At 72.3% G+C, this 18378-nt stretch carries 17 protein-coding genes; 15 read left to right on the top strand and 2 right to left on the bottom strand.

Going from position 1 to position 18378, the window contains the following annotated elements:
- Positions 1–13: 13 nt before the first annotated feature.
- On the bottom strand, positions 14–922 hold the full coding sequence (locus tag AC2D9U_RS19500; protein WP_484751993.1) for a LysR family transcriptional regulator: 909 nt from the start codon (positions 920–922) through the stop codon (positions 14–16).
- 41 nt (positions 923–963) lie between these two features.
- Between AC2D9U_RS19500 and AC2D9U_RS19505 the strand changes: the two genes are divergently transcribed.
- From AC2D9U_RS19505 to AC2D9U_RS19555, 11 genes are all read left to right on the top strand, one after another.
- The gene (locus AC2D9U_RS19505; RefSeq protein ID WP_484751997.1) at positions 964–3114 is read left to right on the top strand and encodes a xanthine dehydrogenase family protein molybdopterin-binding subunit; all 2151 of its coding nucleotides are present in this window, start codon (positions 964–966) and stop codon (positions 3112–3114) included.
- Positions 3111–4094, top strand: coding sequence for a dihydrodipicolinate synthase family protein (locus AC2D9U_RS19510; RefSeq protein ID WP_484751999.1), 984 nt, complete (start codon positions 3111–3113; stop codon positions 4092–4094). The genes AC2D9U_RS19505 and AC2D9U_RS19510 overlap by 4 nt, the downstream gene beginning before the upstream one ends.
- 5 nt (positions 4095–4099) lie before the next feature.
- A complete protein-coding gene (locus AC2D9U_RS19515) occupies positions 4100–4639 on the top strand; it encodes a 3-hydroxyanthranilate 3,4-dioxygenase (RefSeq protein WP_484752001.1) in 540 nt (179 codons plus the stop codon).
- The gene (locus AC2D9U_RS19520) at positions 4636–5526 is read left to right on the top strand and encodes a VOC family protein (protein WP_484752003.1); all 891 of its coding nucleotides are present in this window, start codon (positions 4636–4638) and stop codon (positions 5524–5526) included. Before AC2D9U_RS19515 ends, AC2D9U_RS19520 begins: the two co-directional genes overlap by 4 nt.
- Positions 5523–6404: an alpha/beta fold hydrolase gene (locus AC2D9U_RS19525; protein ID WP_484752005.1), complete on the top strand. Its 882-nt coding sequence runs from the start codon at positions 5523–5525 to the stop codon at positions 6402–6404. The genes AC2D9U_RS19520 and AC2D9U_RS19525 overlap by 4 nt, the downstream gene beginning before the upstream one ends.
- Positions 6401–7381 (top strand): Bug family tripartite tricarboxylate transporter substrate binding protein, encoded by a 981-nt coding sequence (locus tag AC2D9U_RS19530; RefSeq protein ID WP_484752007.1) that lies wholly within the window; start codon positions 6401–6403, stop codon positions 7379–7381. Before AC2D9U_RS19525 ends, AC2D9U_RS19530 begins: the two co-directional genes overlap by 4 nt.
- Positions 7382–7621: 240 nt before the next feature.
- Positions 7622–8809 (top strand): ABC transporter substrate-binding protein, encoded by a 1188-nt coding sequence (locus AC2D9U_RS19535; protein ID WP_484752008.1) that lies wholly within the window; start codon positions 7622–7624, stop codon positions 8807–8809.
- Between the two features lie 31 nt (positions 8810–8840).
- On the top strand, positions 8841–9758 hold the full coding sequence (locus AC2D9U_RS19540) for a branched-chain amino acid ABC transporter permease (RefSeq protein ID WP_484752010.1): 918 nt from the start codon (positions 8841–8843) through the stop codon (positions 9756–9758).
- Positions 9751–10731 carry a branched-chain amino acid ABC transporter permease gene (locus tag AC2D9U_RS19545; RefSeq protein ID WP_484752012.1) on the top strand — a complete coding sequence of 327 codons (981 nt, stop codon included), beginning with the start codon at positions 9751–9753 and terminating at the stop codon, positions 10729–10731. Before AC2D9U_RS19540 ends, AC2D9U_RS19545 begins: the two co-directional genes overlap by 8 nt.
- Entirely contained in the window at positions 10724–11479 is a 756-nt protein-coding gene (locus AC2D9U_RS19550) for an ABC transporter ATP-binding protein (RefSeq protein ID WP_484752013.1), read from the top strand. Before AC2D9U_RS19545 ends, AC2D9U_RS19550 begins: the two co-directional genes overlap by 8 nt.
- Complete coding sequence (locus AC2D9U_RS19555) at positions 11479–12180, top strand: ABC transporter ATP-binding protein (RefSeq protein WP_484752015.1); 702 nt, start codon at positions 11479–11481, stop codon at positions 12178–12180. The genes AC2D9U_RS19550 and AC2D9U_RS19555 overlap by 1 nt, the downstream gene beginning before the upstream one ends.
- Before the next feature lie 3 nt (positions 12181–12183).
- Here the strand turns inward: AC2D9U_RS19555 and AC2D9U_RS19560 are convergent, their stop codons facing one another.
- Positions 12184–13161 (bottom strand): tripartite tricarboxylate transporter substrate-binding protein, encoded by a 978-nt coding sequence (locus AC2D9U_RS19560; RefSeq protein ID WP_484752016.1) that lies wholly within the window; start codon positions 13159–13161, stop codon positions 12184–12186.
- Positions 13162–13272: 111 nt separating this feature from the next.
- On the opposite strand from AC2D9U_RS19560, the gene AC2D9U_RS19565 reads away from it, so the two are divergent.
- From AC2D9U_RS19565 to AC2D9U_RS19580, 4 genes are all read left to right on the top strand, one after another.
- Positions 13273–15591, top strand: coding sequence for a DUF3604 domain-containing protein (locus tag AC2D9U_RS19565; protein ID WP_484752017.1), 2319 nt, complete (start codon positions 13273–13275; stop codon positions 15589–15591).
- A gap of 3 nt (positions 15592–15594) precedes the next feature.
- Positions 15595–16569 carry a Bug family tripartite tricarboxylate transporter substrate binding protein gene (locus tag AC2D9U_RS19570; RefSeq protein WP_484752019.1) on the top strand — a complete coding sequence of 325 codons (975 nt, stop codon included), beginning with the start codon at positions 15595–15597 and terminating at the stop codon, positions 16567–16569.
- Positions 16570–16641: 72 nt separating this feature from the next.
- Complete coding sequence (locus AC2D9U_RS19575) at positions 16642–17229, top strand: TetR/AcrR family transcriptional regulator (protein ID WP_484752020.1); 588 nt, start codon at positions 16642–16644, stop codon at positions 17227–17229.
- Positions 17226–18263: a hypothetical protein gene (locus tag AC2D9U_RS19580; protein ID WP_484752022.1), complete on the top strand. Its 1038-nt coding sequence runs from the start codon at positions 17226–17228 to the stop codon at positions 18261–18263. Before AC2D9U_RS19575 ends, AC2D9U_RS19580 begins: the two co-directional genes overlap by 4 nt.
- Positions 18264–18378 lie beyond the last annotated feature (115 nt).

Below are 18378 nucleotides of genomic sequence, written 5' to 3' on the forward strand. Positions count from 1 at the left end.
GTGGGGGGTATCCTCACCGTTGCCGCGCCCGCGGTCCAGGGGGGTCGCGCAGGGCTGTTGCGAGGGCGGCGCCGGCCGGGTCCAGCCGGCCGGGGCGGCGGATCAGCACCACGTCGCGGTTCACCACCGGCCCGCCCAGGGCGCGCATCACGATCCGCCGGCGCGGCAGCAGCAGCGCGCCGGCCTGGGGCAGCACCGCGATCCCCAGCCGCGCCTCGACCAGCGCCAGCACGGTCGCGATCTGGGAGACGGCCTGCACCGGCGGCAGGGGCGAGAGCCCGGCCGCGAGCCGCGCGGCCTCGATCAGCCCGCGCAGCGCGCTGCTTGCATCGAGCCCGACCCAGGCCTCGCCCTCCAACTCGCGCCAGGTGACGCGCCGGCGCGCCGCGAGGGGGTGGCCGGCCGGGCAGAACAGCGCAAGGCGATCGGTGAACAGCCGCTCCACCGTGAGCCCTTCCAGCGTCGGCGCGGGGAAGGTGCCCAGGCCGAGCGCGACGGCGCCGGCGCGGACCAGTTCCGGGATGGCGCTGGCCGGCGCCTCCACCAGGCTGGCGCGGCCCTCCGGCAGGGCGTTGGCGAAGCGGCGCAGCGCGGCGGGGGCGAGGGCGGCGGCCAGCAGCGGCGTTGTGGCGAGGCTGCTGGCCAGCGCCGCCCCCGCGGCGACGCGGCGCGCGGCCTGGGCGGCGGCGTCGAGATCGGCCAGCAGGGCGGCGGCGCGCGGCCGGAAGGCCTCGCCCGCCGGGGTCAGGCTGACGCGGCGCGTGCTGCGCGCGAGCAGCCGCGCACCGAGGGCGTGTTCCAGCCCGGCCACCAGCTCCGACACCGCGGATTGCGCGAGGCCGAGGCGGCGGGCGGCGGCGGTGAATCCGGCCTCCTCCGCCACGGCGAGGAAGGCGCGGAGCATGCGCGGCGTGGCATCCATCGTGAAACGCGATCAATTCATCTGATAAATCAGCTTGCGCGATGCCGGGCAGCCCCGCAACCCTCGCCGCCATGCCGGACACGCTGCACCCCCGCACCGGAAGCTGGATCGGCGCCTCCCTGCGCCGGGTGGAGGATGCGCGGCTGCTGACCGGGCAGGGGCGCTTCGTCGCCGACATCCCCCCGCCCCCCGGCACGCTGCACGCCGCCTTCCTGCGCGCGCCCTTCGGCCCGGCCCGGCTCGGCCCGCTGGACAGCGCACCGGCGCTCGCCCTGCCCGGCGTGCGCGGCGTGCTGCTCGCCGCCGAGCTCGGCCTGGTCGGCGCCCCCGCCATCAACCGCTTCGCCGACACGCCCGAAGGCGTGCTGCCGCGCTTCGCCGCCCTGGCCGAGGGGCGGGTGGCCAGCGCCGGCGAGGCCATCGCCCTGATCCTGGCGGAGAGCGCCGCCGCCGCCGCCGATGCGGTCGAGGCGCTGGCGCCCGACCTCGCGCCGCTGGCGGAAGCCCCCGCCCCGCCCGCCTTCACCGGCCGCTGGCAGCGCGCGCCGGAGCCGGGCAATGCGCCGCGCTGCGTGGAGGCCGGCATCGCCCATGCCCGCATCGCCCCCTCGGCGCTGGAACCCCGCGCCGTGCTGGCGGTGCCGGGCGCCGAGGGCATGACGCTGCATCTCTCCACCCAGACGCCGCATCGCGCGCGGCGCGACATCGCGGCCGCGCTGGGCATTCCCGCGGAACGGCTCCGTGTGGTGGCACCCGATGTCGGCGGCGCCTTCGGGGGCAAGGCCTCGATCTTTCCGGAGGAAATCGCGCTGGCCGCCGCCGCCTGGCGTCTCGGCGTGCCGCTGCGCTGGGTGGCGACGCGCGGGGAGGAATTGCTGGCCGCCACCATGGGCCGCGGCGGCATGCTGCAGGCGCGCCTCGTCTTCGACCCTCTCGGGCGCGCGAGGCGGCTCACCGCCACGCTCGATTTCCCGCTCGGCCATCGCCTGCCCTATTCGGCCGCGGTGCCGGGGCGCAACGCCGCGCGCGGCCTGCCCGGCCCCTATGACGTGCCGGGCATCGAAGTCACGCTGCAGGCGCGCCCGGAGGCGCGGCCCGCCATGGGCATCCATCGCGGCGCCGGGCGGCCGGAGGCGACGATGCTGCTCGAGAGGCTGATGGACCGTGCGGCGCGCAAGCTCGGCCTCAGCCCCGTCGCGCTGCGCCGGCGCAATCTGGTGCGGCGCTTCCCGCATGTCCTGCCGGGCGGGGAGGCGCTCGATTCCGGCGATTACGATGCCCTGCTCGACACGCTGCTGGCCGCCGCGGGCGGCAGCTGGGACAGCCTGGCCGCCGCGCGCGATGCGCGGCGCGCGCAGGGCGAGGCGGTGGGGCTGGGCCTCGCGCTCTATGTCGAGCCCTGCGGCCAGGGATTCGAGAGCGCGCGGATCACGCGCGAGGCCTCGGGCGGCTACACACTGGCCGTCGGTGCCACGGCGCAGGGCCAGGGGCGGGAGACGGCCTTCGCCCAGCTCGCGGCCGAGGCGCTGGGCATCGCACCCGCGCGCATTCGCGTGGTGCAGGGCGATACCGCCGCCACGCCGGAGGGCATCGGCGCGCTCGCCAGCCGCAGCACCGGCATCGGCGGCGGCGCCGTGCTCGCGGCCTGCGCGAAGCTGCTCGCGATGGCGGAATCCGGCCCGGCCAGCGCCGAGGCGATCTTCACCGCCGCGCGCGAATCCTGGGCCGCCGGCGCGGTGCTGGCGCAGGTGGCGCTGGATGCCGAGACCGGCCGGGCCCGTGTGGAGCAGCTCATCTGGGTGGATGACGCCGGCACGGTGCTCAACCCGATGCTCGCCAAGGGGCAGATGTGGGGCGGGCTGATGATGGGCGTGGCCGAGGCGCTGTTCGAGCACGCGGTCTTCGACGCGCAGGGCCAGCTGCTGACCGGCAGCCTGATGGACTATGCGCTGCCGCGCGCCGATGATCTGCCCGACACTGTGGTGCTGAAGGGGCTGGCCCAGCCGAGCCTTGCCGCCAACACGCCGCTCGGCGCCAAGGGCATCGGCGAGGCCGGCTGCATTGGCGTGCCGGCGGCGGTGGTGAATGCGGCGCTGGATGCCGCCTGCCCCGCGGGCGACGAGCCGGCGACGATCGAGCTGCCGCTGACCGCGGAACGACTCTGGCGATGGATGCAGGAACGAAGGAGATGAACGCCATGCGCGCGACGGATGCGAAGGATTTCGCCGCGGAGGCGCTGCGCGGCATCTGGTGTGCCGCGCTGATGCCCTTCACCCCGGGCAGCCTCGCGGTGGATGAGGCCGGCTTCCGCGCCAACCTCGCCCATTGGTTCGGCGATCTGGGCATCGATGGCGTCTTCGTCGCCGGCAAGCAGGGCGAGTTCTTCGCCATGTCCCTCGCCGAGCGCAAGCGCGCCTTCGAGATCGCCGTCGACGTGGCGCGCGCCGAGGGCAAGCGCACCATCATGAGCGTCTCCGACCAGAACATGGACACGGTGATCGAGCTCGCGAAACATGCCGAGGCGGTGGGCGCGGATTTCCTGGTGGTGCATGCGCCGGTGCTGCATTTCATCCATGACCGCGACGAGATCCTCTACGAATACTACCGGCACATCGCATCGCAGGTGCAGATCGGCATCTGCCTCTGGTCGCACCCCGACAGCGGCTACCTGATGAGCCCTGAGCTCTGCGCGCGCATCGCCGACATCCCCAACATCGTCGGCATCAAGTATTCCGTGCCGCGCGAGATGTATGTGCGGCTCACCGAACTCACGCGCGGCAAGCTGATCGTCAGCACGGCGAGCGAGGAGGAGTGGCTGGACAACATCCTCGAGCTCGGCTGGCGCTGCTACCTCTGCTCCTCGCCTCCCTACCTGATCCAGACCGCGGCGGATCGGCGGATGCGCGCCTATACGGACCTCGCCTTCGCGGGCCGGGCGGCGGAGGCGAAGGCCCTGTGGGAGAGCCTGCAGCCGGTGCGGCACGCGCTGAAATCCACGCGCCCCGGCGGCAAGCCGCATGCGCATCAGAAATACTGGCAGTCGCTGCTCGGCCAGGTGGGCGGGGCGGTGCGCCCGCCCATGCTCGAACTCACCGAGGCCGAGAAGCAGGCGACGCGCGCCGCCTTCCAGGCGTGCGGCCTCAAGCTTCCCCTCCACGCAGCCGCGGAGTGACGACGATGATGAAGCCCTTCAACTTCAACGCCTGGATCGCCGAGAACGAGCACCTGCTCAAGCCGCCGGTGGGCAACAAGTCGCTGTTCACCACGACCGACGGCATGGTGGTGATGATCGTCGGCGGGCCGAACCAGCGCGTCGATTTCCACGACGATCCGGTGGAGGAATTCTTCTACCAGCTGCGCGGCGACATGATGCTGAAGATCCATGATCGCGGGAAGATCGAGGATCTCATCATCCGCGAGGGCGATGTCTTCCTGCTGCCGCCGCATATGCGCCACTCGCCGCAGCGCCCTCTGCCGGGCAGCGTCGGCCTTGTCGTCGAAGGCACGCGCACCGAGGCGCATCGCGACGGCTTCGAATGGTTCTGCTTCAACTGCGGCGGGCTGGTGCATCGCGTCGAGGTGCAGGTGAAGGACATCGTGAAGGATCTGCCGCCGCTCTTCACCGCCTTCTATGGCAGCGAAGCGAAGCGCACCTGCCCGCATTGCGGCACGATCCATCCGGGCAAGGAGCCGCCGCCGGGCTGGGTCTGCCTGTGAGTCTCGCCGCGCCCGGGCTGCTGGACGGCGTCAACCATGTCGGCATGGCGGTGCGCGACCTGGATGTCGCCGCCGCGCGCTTCGAGGCGCTTGGTTTCCAGGTCACGCCCTATTCGCCGCACGCCGCCGCCTGGAAGCCGGGCGAGGCGGTGCAGCCGCTCGGCTCGGGCAATCGCTGCCTGATGTTCCCGGGCAACTATCTCGAGATCCTGGGCAGCGCCGATCCGCGCCAGCAGGCCGCGCGCGTCGCGGGCTTCCTCGCGCGGCACCAGGGGGCGCACATCATCTGCTTCGATGGCGAGGATCTGCCCGCCGCCGAGACGCGCCTCGCCGCCGCCGGCCTTGCCACCTCCGGCATCCTGCCCCTGCAGCGCGAGGTCGAGACGCCGGATGGCCCGCGCACCGCACGCTTCGAAAGGTTGCAGTTCTCGCCTGGGGATTCGCCGGAAGGCTACATCCAGGTCGCGCGCCACCTCACGCCCGACTTCATCTACCAGCCGCGCCATTGCGTGCACCCGAATGGCGCGCAGGCGCTGGTGGAGACGCTGGTGGTGGCGGACGACCTGCCGGCCTTCATCGCCAAATACGCCCGCTATGCCGGCTTCGGCCCGGCCGAGGACTCGCCCGGCCGCGCGGTGTTCCGCTTCGCCTCCGGGCAGCGCCTCACGCTGCTCGACCTGCCCCGCGCGCGCGCGGCGCTGCCCGGCACGCTGCTGCCCATGCCCCCCTGCATCGCCGCCATCGCCATCGCCTGCGCAGATCCCGCCGCTGCCGCGCGCCACGCCGCCGCATCCGGCGCCACCGTGCTCACCCTGCCCGATGGGCGGCCGATGATCCCGGCGGAGGAAGCCTGCGGCCTCGCCCTTTTGTTCGAACGGACGCCATGACCGATCGCAGCCGCCCCCCTATGCCCGGCCTGCCGGAGACGCAGTTCATCGGGCTCGACGCCACGGCGCTCGGCCTGCTCGGCACGCGCGCGAGCTACCGCGAGACCGGCCCGCGCGGCGCCGCCGAAGGCCTGCCCGTGCTGCTGCTGCACGGCATCGGCTCCAACGCCACGGGCTGGCGCTACCTGCTGGAGGATCTGGGCGCGACGCGGCGCGTCATCGCCTGGAATGCGCCGGGCTACTGGCTGAGCGATGGCTTCGCGGCAGACGCGCCGCGCATCGAGGATTTCGCCGATGCCGCCGCCGCGCTGCTCGGCGCCCTCGGCGTGGCGCGGGCGCATGTGGTGGGCAGTTCCTTCGGCGGCCTCGTCGCGGCCGGGCTCGCGGCGCGGCATCCGGGGCGGATCGGCAGCCTGACGCTGCTCGGCGCCTCGGCCGGCTTCCGCAGCAAATCGGCGGAGGAGCGCGCGCAAAGGCTGGCCATGCGCGCGGAGAGCATCCGCGAGGGCGGGCTGGCGCTGGCCGCCGAGCGCTGGCAGCGCCTCATCGCCCCGGATTCGCCGCCGGAGGTCGTCACGCTGCTGCAACGTACCCTCGCGGCCACGCATCCGCGCGGCATGATGCAGGCGGCGCGGGCCATCGATTCCGGCGACCTCATCGGCGATTTCGCGCCGCGCATCATCGCCCCCACGCTGGTGGGCTGCGGCAGCGAGGACCAGATCAACCCCGTGCCGGTGAGCGAGGCCATCGCCGCCGCCATCCCGGGCGCGCGCCTCGCGATCCTTCCGGGCGTGGGCCACATCTCGAAGCTCGAGGCGCCGCGCGCCCTGGCGGCGCTGCTGCGTGCCCATTTCCCGACAGGAGAAGCCGCCCGATGAGGATCGCCCGCCGCGCCCTGCCTGCCCTCGCCGCGGCGCTCCTGGCCGCGCCCGCCACCCTGCGCGCGCAGGGCGCCTTCCCCGCGCGTCCCGTGCGCATCGTCGTGCCCTATCCGCCGGGCGGCGGCGTGGATGTGATGGCGCGCGCGCTCGCCGATGCGCTGGGGCGCGCCTGGAACCAGACAGTGACGGTGGACAACCGCCCCGGCGGCAACACCATCCCCGGCGTCGAGCATGTGGCGCGCGCGCCGGCCGATGGGCATGTGCTGCTGCTGACCTCCGACAGTTCCATCACCTCCAACCCGCATCTCTACGCAACCCTGCCGGTGGACCCGATCCGCGACCTCGCCCCGGTCACGCTGCTGGCGGAGGTGCACCAGATGGTGATCGTGCAGGGGGCGCTGCCGGCGCGCGACATGGCCGGGTTGATCGCCGCGGCGCGGGCGCGGCCCGGGCAGCTCAACTACGGTTCCTACGGCGCGGGCAGCCAGCCGCAGCTTTTCTTCGAGGCGCTGAAGGCCGAGCAACGGCTGGACATCGTGCATGTGCCCTATCGCGGCCTCGCCCCCGCGCTGCAGGCGACCATCGCGGGCGAGGTGCAGATGACGCTGGCCGGCGCGGGCATCGCCGGGCCGCATCTGGCCGCCGGCACGTTGCGCGCGCTCGCCATCGGGCGCGACGCGCGCCTGCCCAGCCTGCCGGAGGTGCCGACCATGGCGGAGCTTGGCCTGGGTGCCATGGACCCGCGCACCTGGTTCGGCCTCTTCGCCCCCGGCGGCACGCCGCCCGCCACGCTGCTGGCGCTGCAGGGCGCAGTGGCGGCGGTGATGGGCGAGCCCGCCTTCGCCGCCCGCCACGTCACCGGCCGGGGCATGAGCGGCCACGCCAACACGCCCGAGGCCTTCGCCGCCTTCATCGCCGCCGACCTGATCGACAAGGGGCGGCTGATCCGCCTCTCGGGCGCGCGGGTGGAATGATTCCCGACGCACGAAGTTCCGACCTGCGGCCCGTAGGGCCGAGCGCGCGAAGGCGCGCCGCGGCCAATGCCGCGCAGCCAAGGCGGCCGGATGGCCGCCGCCCGGCGTCTGAGGGGCAGGAAGGTGATACCTTCCTGCGCTTGATATGAGGGCGCGGGCAGAGGGTTCTTGCAACGCGGTCTGACTCATGTGAACCAGAGGCCACAGGGCCGGGACGAACCGGGAGAAGGAGAGCAAACAATGAACAGGCGCACATTCCTCGCAGGCAGCACGGGCCTTGCGGCCGGCACGGCGATCGGCGGCGGGCTCGCCCTGCCGGCCTATGCCCAGGGCGCGGCGCTGCGCATCGGCATGATCACCACGCTCTCCGGCCCTGGCGGCTATCTCGGCCAGGACATCCGCGACGCCTTCCAGCTCGCCATGGACATGGAGCAGGGCCGGCTTGGCGGGCAGGCCGTGCAGCTCGCGGTCGAGGACGACGCGCTGCGCCCCGGCCAGGGCAAGGCGATCGCCGAACGCTTCCTGAAGAACGACCGGATCCGCCTGTTCACCGGCGTGGTGTTCTCGAACGTGCTGGGTGCCGTGGCGCCGGACGTGCTGGATGGGGATGGCATCTATGTGTCGCCCAATGCCGGGCCGTCGAATTTCGCCGGGCGCGAATGCCACCGGAACTACTATGTCGTCTCCTGGCAGAATGACAGCCTGCATGAGAGCGCGGGCGAGCTGGCGAACCAGCTTGGCTACGGGCGCATGGCGATCCTCGCGCCGAACTACCAGGCCGGGCGCGACGCGCTGACCGGCTTCAAGCGGCTCTACAAGGGCCAGGTGGTGCTGGAGACCTACACGCGGCTCGACCAGACCGACTACGCAGCCGAGATGGCGCAGATCCGCGCCGCGCGGCCGGATGCCGTGTTCCAGTTCCATCCGGGCGGGCTCGGCATCGCCTTCCTGCGGCAATATGCGCAGGCCGGTCTGCTGGCCACGATCCCGCAATGCGTCGCCGCCCCCTCGATGGACAGCACGACGCTGGCCGCGGTCGGCGATGCGGCGGAGGGCGTGAACTGCACCTCTCACTGGAACACGGATTTCGACAACGCGGCCTCGCGCCGTTTCGTTGAGGCGTTCCGGGCGCGCTACAACCGTATCCCGACCTATTACGCCCAGCAGGGCTATGACACGGCGCTCGCCATCGGCGCGGCGCTGCGCCAGACGCGCGGCAGCGTGGACCCTGCCGCCTTCCGCACCGCCATGCTGCGCGCCGATTTCGAGACGACGCGCGGGCGCTTCCGCTTCGGCCCGAACCAGCACCCGGTGCAGGATTGGTACGCGCTGAAGGTGCAGCGGGTGAACGGCCAGCTGGCGCTCGTGACGCAGCGCCGCGTGCTGGAGAATCACGGCGACGCCTATTCGGCGACGTGCCGCCTCTGAACCGCGTCTGGCCGGCAGGAAGCGTCGATCCATGAGCGTCCTGCTGGCCGAGCAGCTTCTCAACGGCGTGCAGCTCGGCGTCATGCTGTTTCTGCTGGCCGCCGGGCTCACCCTGGTCTTCGGCATCATGGGCGTGATCAACCTCGCCCATGGCTCGCTCTACATGATCGGCGCCTATGGCGCGGCGGTGGTGGCGCAGGCGACAGGCAGCTGGTGGCTGGCGCTGCTGGCCGGGCTTGGTGCCGCGGCGGCCACCGGCATGGCGATGGAATTGCTGGTGCTGCGCCGGCTCTATGCGCGCGACCATCTGGACCAGGTGCTGGCGACCTTCGGGCTGATCCTGTTCTTCAACCAGGGCATCACCATGCTGGTCGGCCGCCAGCCGCTTTTCGTCGAATTGCCGCCGCTGCTGACCGGCGCGGTGGAGATCCTGCCCGGCGTGCCCTACCCGGCCTACCGCCTGCTGATCATCGCCATCGGGCTGGTGGTGGCGGCGGGGCTCTATCTGCTGATCCAGCACAGCCGCATCGGCATGCTGGTGCGCGCCGGGGCGACGCATCGGGAGATGGTGCGCGCGCTGGGCGTGGATATCCGCAAGCTCTACACGCTGGTCTTCGGGCTCGGCGCGCTGCTGGCGGGCCTCGCGGGGCTGATGGCCGGGCCGGTCTACAATGTGCAGGTCGGCATGGGCGAGCAGATCCTGATCCTCACCTTCGTGGTGGTGGTGATCGGCGGCATCGGCTCGGTGCGCGGCGCGCTGTTCGGCGCGCTGCTTGTCGGCATCACCGATACGCTGCTGCGCGGCATCATGCCGGGGCTGCTGCGCGGCGTGCTGCCGGCGAGCGAGGCGGATGCGCTCGGCGCCTCGCTCTCCTCCATGGGAGTCTATGTGCTGATGGCGGTGGTGCTGCTGGTGCGGCCGCGCGGCCTGTTCCCCGCCCATGCGTGAGCGTGTCATCCTGGGCCTTCTGCTGCTTGGCGCCATCCTGCTGCCCTTGGGCGCGCAGGCCGCGGGCTTCCCCGCCACCACGGGCATCGCCACGCAGATCGTCTGCCTCGCCATCGCCGCCGCCTCGCTCAACCTGCTGATCGGCCATGCGGGGCTGGTGAGCTTCGGCCACGCCGCCTATTTCGGCCTCGGCGCCTATGTGGTCGGCATCCTCTGGGAGCATTTCCGCCTGGGCGAGCCGCTGCTGGGCTTCATTCCCGGCACGAACCAGCTGCTGATCACCCTGCCGCTCGCGATGCTCGTCGCCGGGCTGGCGGCGGCGGCGATCGGCGCGCTGTCGCTGCGCACCTCGGGCGTGCAGTTCATCATGATCACGCTCGCCTTCGCGCAGATGGTCTTCTTCCTCTTCGTCGGCCTGAAGCAGTATGGCGGCGATGACGGGCTGGTGGTGCGCCGGCGCAACCTCGTCCCCGGGCTCGACCTGCGCGACGCGATGCAGATGTACTGGCTCTGCCTCGGGCTGCTGGTCGCCTGGCTCTTCGTGCTGGCGCGCATCGTCGGCAGCCGCTTCGGCCGGGTGCTGGAGGGCATCCGCCAGAACGAGCGCCGCATGGCGGCGATCGGCGTGTCCACCTACGCCTACAAGCTGGTCGCCTTCATCATCTCCGGCGTGGGCTGCGGCATGGCCGGTGCGCTGATGGCGAACTACCTGCGCTTCGTCTCGCCCGAGATGATGTCCTGGCAGCGCTCGGGCGAGTTGATGGTGATGGTCATCCTGGGCGGCGTCGGCACGCTGTTCGGCCCGGTGCTGGGGGCTGCGGGCCTCGTCGGGCTGGAATACGCGCTGGGGGGACTCACCGAGCATTGGCAGTTCTTCCTCGGGCCGATCCTGCTCGGCGTGGTGCTCTATGCGCGCGGCGGGCTGATGGGTCTGCTCGGCTATGGGCGCGGCGGGGGACGGGGGCATGGCTGAGCCCGTCCTGGTCGCGGAGGGCCTCGTCAAGCGCTTCGGCGGGCTGGTCGCCACCGACAACCTCTCGCTTGAGGTACATACAGGCGAACTGCACGCGCTGATCGGCCCGAACGGCGCGGGCAAGACCACGCTGATGGGGCTGCTGACCGGCGAGATCCGCCCCGATGCCGGGCGCATCCTGTTCCTCGGCGCGGATGTCTCGCGCCTCTCCGTCGCGATGCGCGCGCGGCGCGGCCTCGCGCGCAGCTTCCAGATCGTGCAGTTGCTGGATGACGACACGGCTTTGGCGAATGTCGCACTCGCCGTGCAGGCCCATGCCGGGCATTCCTTCCGCTTCTGGCGCCGCGCGGCGGAGGAGGCCGCGCTGGTCGAACCCGCGCGCGCGCTTCTGGCGCAGGTCGGCCTTGGCGAGGCGCGGTGGGACACACGCGTGGGCGATCTTTCTCATGGCGAACGCAAGGTGCTCGAACTCGCCATCGCGCTCGCCGCCGCGCCGCGCCTGCTGCTGCTGGACGAGCCGATGGCCGGCCTCGGCGCCGCCGAGAGCCTCGCCATGACCGAGACGCTGCGTGCGCTGAAGGGGCGCATCCCCATCCTGCTCGTCGAGCACGACATGGAGGCGGTCTTCGCGCTGGCGGACCGCATCACGGTGCTGGTCTATGGCCGCGCCATCGCCTCCGGCAGCCCCGCCGAGATCCGCGCCGACCCGGCCGTGCAGGAAGCCTACCTCGCCGAGGAGCATGGCTGATGCTGGAGGTGCAGGGCCTCAAGGCGGGCTATGGCGCCAGCCAGGTGCTCTCCGACGTCTCGCTGCGCGTGGCGGAGGGCGAGGTGGCGACCTTGCTGGGCCGCAACGGCATGGGCAAGACCACCACGGTGCGCGCGGTGATGGGCCTGAACCCGCCGCGCGGCGGCTCCGTGACCTTCCGGGGCGAGGCTTTGGCCGGCCTGCCGCCCGAGCGCGTGGCGCAGCGCGGCATCGGCCTCGTGCCGGAAGGCCGGCAGGTCTTCCCCACGCTCAGCGTGCGCGAGAATCTCGTGGCGACCGCGGCGGATCGCTTCCGCCGGCCTTCGCCCTGGGATCTGCGGCGCATCTACGCGCTGTTCCCGCGGCTCGAGGAACGGCAGCGGCAATCGGCGCGCACGCTGTCGGGCGGCGAGCAGCAGATGCTCGCCATCGGCCGCGCGCTGATGACCAACCCCTGGCTACTGATCCTCGACGAGGCGACCGAGGGGCTGGCGCCGGTGATCCGCACCGAGATCTGGGCGACGCTTGCCACGCTGAAGCGCGAGGGGCTGGCGATCCTGGTGATCGACAAGAATTTGCGCGCGCTGAAGGCGCTCGCGGATCGACATCATGTGCTGGAAAAAGGCGCGACCGTCTGGACGGGTTCCGCCGCTGATCTGGAGCGCGATATGGAGCAGGTGCGCGGCTTGATCGGGGTGTGATCCTCACCCCGGCTGGATGTTGCGCTCCCGCACCACGGCGGCCCAGACACGCATCTGCTCGGTGACGAACTCACCGAAGGCGGCGCGCGGCATGGGCGCGGTCTCCACGCCATCGGCGGTGAAACGCGCGATCACCTCGGGCTTGCCGAGCACCTCCAGCGTTGCCGCGTGCAGCGTCTCCAGCACCGGCTCGGGCGTGCCGGCGCGTGTCCACAGGCCGAAGAAATTCAACGCCAGATAGCCCGGCAGCCCGGCGGCCTCGGCCACGGTCGGCACATCGGGCATGGCCGGGCTGCGCTCGGCGCCGGTGAAGGCCAGCGCACGCAGCCGGCCCTCGCGCACATGCGGCAAAGCGGTGCTCGGGTTCTCGAACATCGCATCGACCTGCGCGCCGAGCAGCGCGGGCATGGCGAGTCCGCTGCCGCGGAAGGGCACATGCGTCAGCGTCGCACCGCTGCGGCTGGCGAGGAGTTCGATCGCCATGTGGCTCATCGAGGCATTGCCGGCCGAGGCCACGTTCACCCCGTTGCGCGCGCGCGCCAGGGCAAGCAGGCCGGCCAGGTCGCGCGCCGGGGAGTTGGCCGGCACGACGAGGAAAAGCCCGTTGCGTACCAGCAGCGTGATCGGCGCGAAGTCGCGCGCGCTGTCATAGGGCAGGTTGGGGAAGAGCCCTGGATTGATCGCGAAGGGCGCGCCGGCGACGAGCAGCGTGTGCCCATCCGCCGGCTGGCGCGCGACATGCGCCGTGCCGATCTGCGTCGCGGCACCCGGGCGGTTCTCCACCACCACCGGGTAGCGATCGCCGAAGCGGCGCGGGAATTCCTGCGCCAGGATGCGCGCCGCCATGTCGGCCGTGCCGCCGGGCGCGACACCCACCACCACCGACATCTGGCGCGACGGGAAGCTGGCCTGCGCCGAGGCGCGGCGCGGCGCGAGCAGCAGGGCGGGCGTGGCGAGCAGGGCGCGACGGGGCATGTTCATGCCGGCAAGCCTGCCTCACCCCTCGCGCGCCTGTCCAGTTTTCGTCCGATGCATGGTGGAAGAAGCGCACGCATGGTCCTAGGCTCGCGGCAGTTGCTGATGGAAACCCAGATGCCCGAGACCCCGCCTTGCCAGATCCTGCCCATTCCCGGCGCCGGCATCGGCCACACCGCGCATCACACGGACTACATGGCGCGCGAGATCGGCACGGTCAGCCTCAGCCCGCGCGATCCAGTCATCGCGGGCAGCCATGCGAGCTTCGAACTCGTCTTCACCGCCGGGCGTTTCGGCGTGGATGACACGGGCTCCCTGCGCATCTGCACGCGCCAGGTCTCCGATCTCGCGCGGCCGCAATTCACCGATCCGAAGGCGGCGAACTACGTCTCGGCCGAGGCCTCGAACGGCGCGGTGCTGCGGCTGAGCTTCGACGCGAAGCTCGCCATGCGACCCTGGAGCCGCACCATCACCGTCACCGTCGAGCGCGGCTTCCTGGCACCGGGCGACACCATCACCGTTCGGCTCGGCGATCGCCGCTTCGGCTCGCCGGGGCTGCGCATGCAGACCTATGCCGAGGATGAGTTCCGCTTCCTGCTGCTGGCCGATGTCTTCGCCACCTGCAACTGGGCGCTGCTGCCCGACCAGCCGAGCATCGCCATTATCGCCGGCCCGCCGGTGACGCGCCGCGCCGTGCTGCCGACGCTGCGCCGCGCCGGCGAGGACTTTGTCCTGAATCTCCGTGCCGACGATGCCTGGGGCAACCCGACCGCGCAGCTGCGTGAGCGTGTTTTTCTGCGCGCCGTGGGTGGCGAGATCGCTGGCCTGCCCGCGCATCTCGACTGGCCCGTGGGGGCCCGCGCGCACCGGATCGAAGGCCTGCGCGCCGCAGCGGGCGAGGTGCAGGTGCAATGGTGCGACGAGGCCGGCGCGGTGCTCGCCACCTCCAACCCGCTGCGCCTCGTGCCCCATGCCGCGCTGCTGCCCTATTGGGCGGATCTGCATGGCCAGTCGGGCGAGACGGTGGGCTCGAACAGCGCGCGGCGGCTCGCGGAATACGCGCGCGACTGCGCCTTCGTCGATGCGATGTGCCACCAGGGCAACGACTTCCAGATCACCGGCGCATTCTGGGCCGATCTCAACCGCCTCACGGCGGAGTTCGACCAACCCGGCCGCTTCGTCTTCTTCCCCGGCTATGAATGGAGCGGCAACACCGCGCTCGGTGGCGATCGCAACGTGATCTTCCTGGAGGAGGGCCGCACCATCCGCCGTTCCTGCCACGCGCTGGTGGAGGATCTCGCCGATGCGGCCAATGACGCGCTGGATGCGAAGGCGCTGCATGCGGCGCTGCGCGCGGAGGGCGGCGTGCTCTGCCAGCCGCATGTCGGCGGGCGCTACGCCAATCTGCACTTCGCGCATGACCGCATGCTGGAACGCGCGGTCGAGGTGCATTCCGACTGGGGCACCTTCGACTGGCTGCTGGAGGATGCCTTCGCCGTCGGCGCGCGCGTCGGCATCTCCGCCAATTCGGACGGGCATAAGGGGCGGCAGGGGGCGTCGCATCCCGGCGCCTCGCAATTCGGCTCCTATGGCGGGCTGACCTGCCTCCTGGCCGAGGATCTCTCGCGCCCCGCGCTGTTCCAGGCGCTGAAGCGGCGGCACCACTACGCCACCACGGCGGCGACGCGCGTGCATCTCGATGTGCAGCTCAGCCTCGCCACGCCGGCCGCGCTGCATGAGGATGATCCCGCACTCGGCGGGCCGCCGATCGGGCACACGGATCGCGCGATGATGGGCGACATCCTGACGGATGTTGCGGACGCAACGGCGCTCTTCACGCTCGATCTCTCCTCGGCCGCGCCGGTGCAGCGGATCGAGTTGCGCAACCGCACCGAATTGCTGGAGGTATTCCGCCCCTATGCCGCCGCCGAGCTTGGTACGCGCCTCTGCGTGACCTGGGAGGGGTCGGAATATCGCGGCCGCGGGCGGGAGACGCTGTGGAAGGGTCATGTCGGCATCGCGGCCAACCGCTTCGGCGCGACGCGGCCGATCAATCGCTGGAACGTCGACAAGCCCTTCGCCGCCACGCCCGACAGGGTGGCCTTCGAGGCGGTGACCACGGGCGGCTTCGGCGGCTTCGAGACCATGCTGGAAGACCCCACCGCCGGCACGCTGGAGATCGCGACCAACCTGGTCACCGCCAGCATCCCCGTGGCCGAGATCGGGCTTGAGGACAGGATCTTCGAGGCCGGCGGCCTCGGGCGCCGGCTGCGCGTCTTCCGCCTGCCCGATGCCAACCCGCATCGCCGCGTCACGCTCACGCGGCGCATCCCGCTCAAGGCCGGCGAGGACAATGCGCTCTACCTCCGCGCGACGCTGGAAGACGGCGCGGTGGTCTGGTCCAGCCCCATCTACCTGATCCGCAAGGGAGCCTGATTGATGCGCCGCCGACACATCCTCGCTGCCGCCACCGGCGCGGCCCTGCTGCCCGGGTTTGCGCAAGCCCAGGCGCCCTGGCCGAGCCGGCCGATCACCATGATCGCCCCGCTCGCCGCCGGCAGTTCGGTGGACATCGTGGCCCGCGTCGTCGCCGAAGGCTGGTCCACGCGCCTCGGCCAGCCCGTGGTGGTGGAGAACCGCCCGGCGGCGAATGGCACCCTCGCCCTCGGCCAGGTCGCGCGCGCCGCACCCGATGGCTACACCGTGACCATCACCGGCCAGACCGCCATCGGCTTCAACCCCGCGCTCTATCCGAGCCTGCCCTATGACCCGCTGCGCGACTTCGCGCCGGTGACGCGCATCGTCTCGGTCAGCAACGCGCTGGTGGTGCACAAGAACTCGCCCTTCCGCTCGGTGGCGGACATCGTGGCGGCGGGCAAGGCGCAGCCCGGGCGGCTGACCTATTCCTCGGGCGGCGTGGGCTCCACCCACCACGTCTCCTCCGCCATGTTCGCGCAGATGACCGGCTTCCAGGCCGTGCACGTGCCCTATCGCGGCGCGCCGCAGGGCATCCTGGCCGCGCAGACCGGCGAGGTCGATTTCGCCTTCTTCAACATCTCCACCGTGCTGGCGCTGATCCGCTCGGGCGAGTTGCGCGCGCTCGCGGTCAGTTCCGCCGGGCGCTCGCCCTTCTTGCCGGACGTGCCCTCGATGCAGGAGGCGGGCGTGGCGGGCTATGAACTCAGCACCTGGATCGGCGTCTCCACCGTGGCGCGCACGCCCGAGGCGATCGTGCAGCGCATGTATGAGGCCACGGTCGCCATGCTGGCCGACCCGGCGATCCGCAACCGCCTGACCTCGATCGGCTTCGACATCACGCCGCAGACGCCCCCCGCCGAGATGGTGGCGCTGCACCGGGCCGAGTTCGAGAAATGGCCCCCCATCCTGCGGGCCGTCGGCGCCCGGATGGAGTAGCCCGCCGGGGGGCAGTGTACCGGCTGGACGGTTTACGCTTGACATACCGTCCAGCCGGTATAGTTAGCCGGCATGACCGATGGCCCTCCGCATCTCCCGCCGCCCCACCTTCCTGACGCGCGCACGCGCATCCTCGACGCCGCCGCCGCCATCGTGCAGGCGCGCGGCGTGGCCGGCCTGACGCTGGAGGCCGCGGCGCGCGACGCCGGCGTCTCCAAGGGCGGGCTGCTCTACCACTTCGCCTCGAAGGAGGCGCTGCTGGACGCGATGCTGCGCCGCCTGGCCGACTACATGGAGTCCGAGTACCGCGCCTGCGTCCAGGCGCAGCCGGAAGGCCCCGGCCGGGTCGCCCGGGCCAATCTCGACTGGGGCTTCGGCGAGGGCGAACTCGCCTGCAATGAGCGCCACGACATGGCCGGCGCCGTGTTCCGCGCCGCCTTCCACCACGACCCCGCGCTGCTCGACCCGATCCGCGCCGTGATCGCGCGCATGCGCGACGACATCGCCGCCGATGGCCTGCCGCCGGGCGCGGGCGATGCCATCTCCGCCGCCTGCGACGGCATGTTCATGGCGCGCATGTTCCGCCTCTACACCCCGACCGAGGAGCAGCGCCGCGCCATGCGCCGCGCCCTCGAACGCCTGATGGAACCGCCCGCATGAAGGCCCGCACCCTTCTCCTCGGCGCGGGGCTGATCGCGGCCGCCGGCGGCGCCTATTGGCTGCTCGGCACGCCGGAAGCCCCCCCCGTCGCCCCCGCCCCGGCCCGTGCCGCCACCGCCCCGGCCGGGGTCGGCGCACTCGGGCGCGTCGAGCCCGCTTCGCGCATCCGCCGCCTCGCCCCCGGCAGCGGGCAGGAAGGTGCCCGCATCGAACGCCTGCTGGTCACCGAGGGCGCGGTGGTCGAGGCCGGGCAGGTCGTGGCCGAGTTCCACGACGCGGCGCTGAAGGATTCCGCCCTGGCCCAGGCCGAGGCGCAGCGCGACCAGGCGGCCGCGCGCCTGGCCCGCACCCGCGCCGGTGGCCGCGCCAGCGAGATCGCCGCCCAGCGCGCGCGGATCGAGGCGCTGACCAATGCCGAGGCCTCGCTGCGCCGCGAGGCCGAGCGCGCCGAGCGGCTCGAGCGCACCGGCGCCGGGGCGGAGGCCACGGCCGAGCGCGCCCGCTTCGCCGCCAACCGCGCCCGCGCCGAGCGCGCCGAGGCGCTGGCCGTGCTCGACACGCTGCTCAGCCCGCGCGCCGAGGACCTCGCCTTGGCAGAGGCCGAACTCGCCGCCGCCGAGGCCGCCGTCGCCCGTGCGCGCGCCGAGGCCGCCATGGCCCGGCTGCGCGCCCCTATCGCCGGCACGGTGCTGCGCATCCTCGCCCGCGCGGGTGAGCGCGTGGGCAGCGACGGCGTGTTGGAGATCGCCGATCTCAACGCCATGGATGTGGTGGCCGAGGTCTATGAGACCGACCTGCCGCGCCTGCGCCTGGGTGCCACGGCCGAGATCCTGGTGCCGGGCGAGCCGCAGCGCCTGCCCGCCACACTGCGCGAGATCGGCTGGCAGGTGCGGCGCAGCGTGCAGGGCACGACCGATCCCGTCGCCGCCGTCGATGCGCGCACGGTGGAGGTGCGCCTGACGCTCACGCCCGAAGGTGCCGCGAAGCTGGCGCGGCGCTCCAACATGCAGGTCCAGGTGGCGATCCGCCCATGAAGGCCGATTCTGCGGATCGTGGCCGATCCGACCTCAGTCGCCGGCGCGCGCCTCCGCGCGCTTGGCTGCGCGCCACCGGGCGCGGCGGCCATTCGGCCGCTCGCCCGCCTGCGGC

It is taken from the genome of Roseomonas sp. TF40, assembly GCF_057219975.1.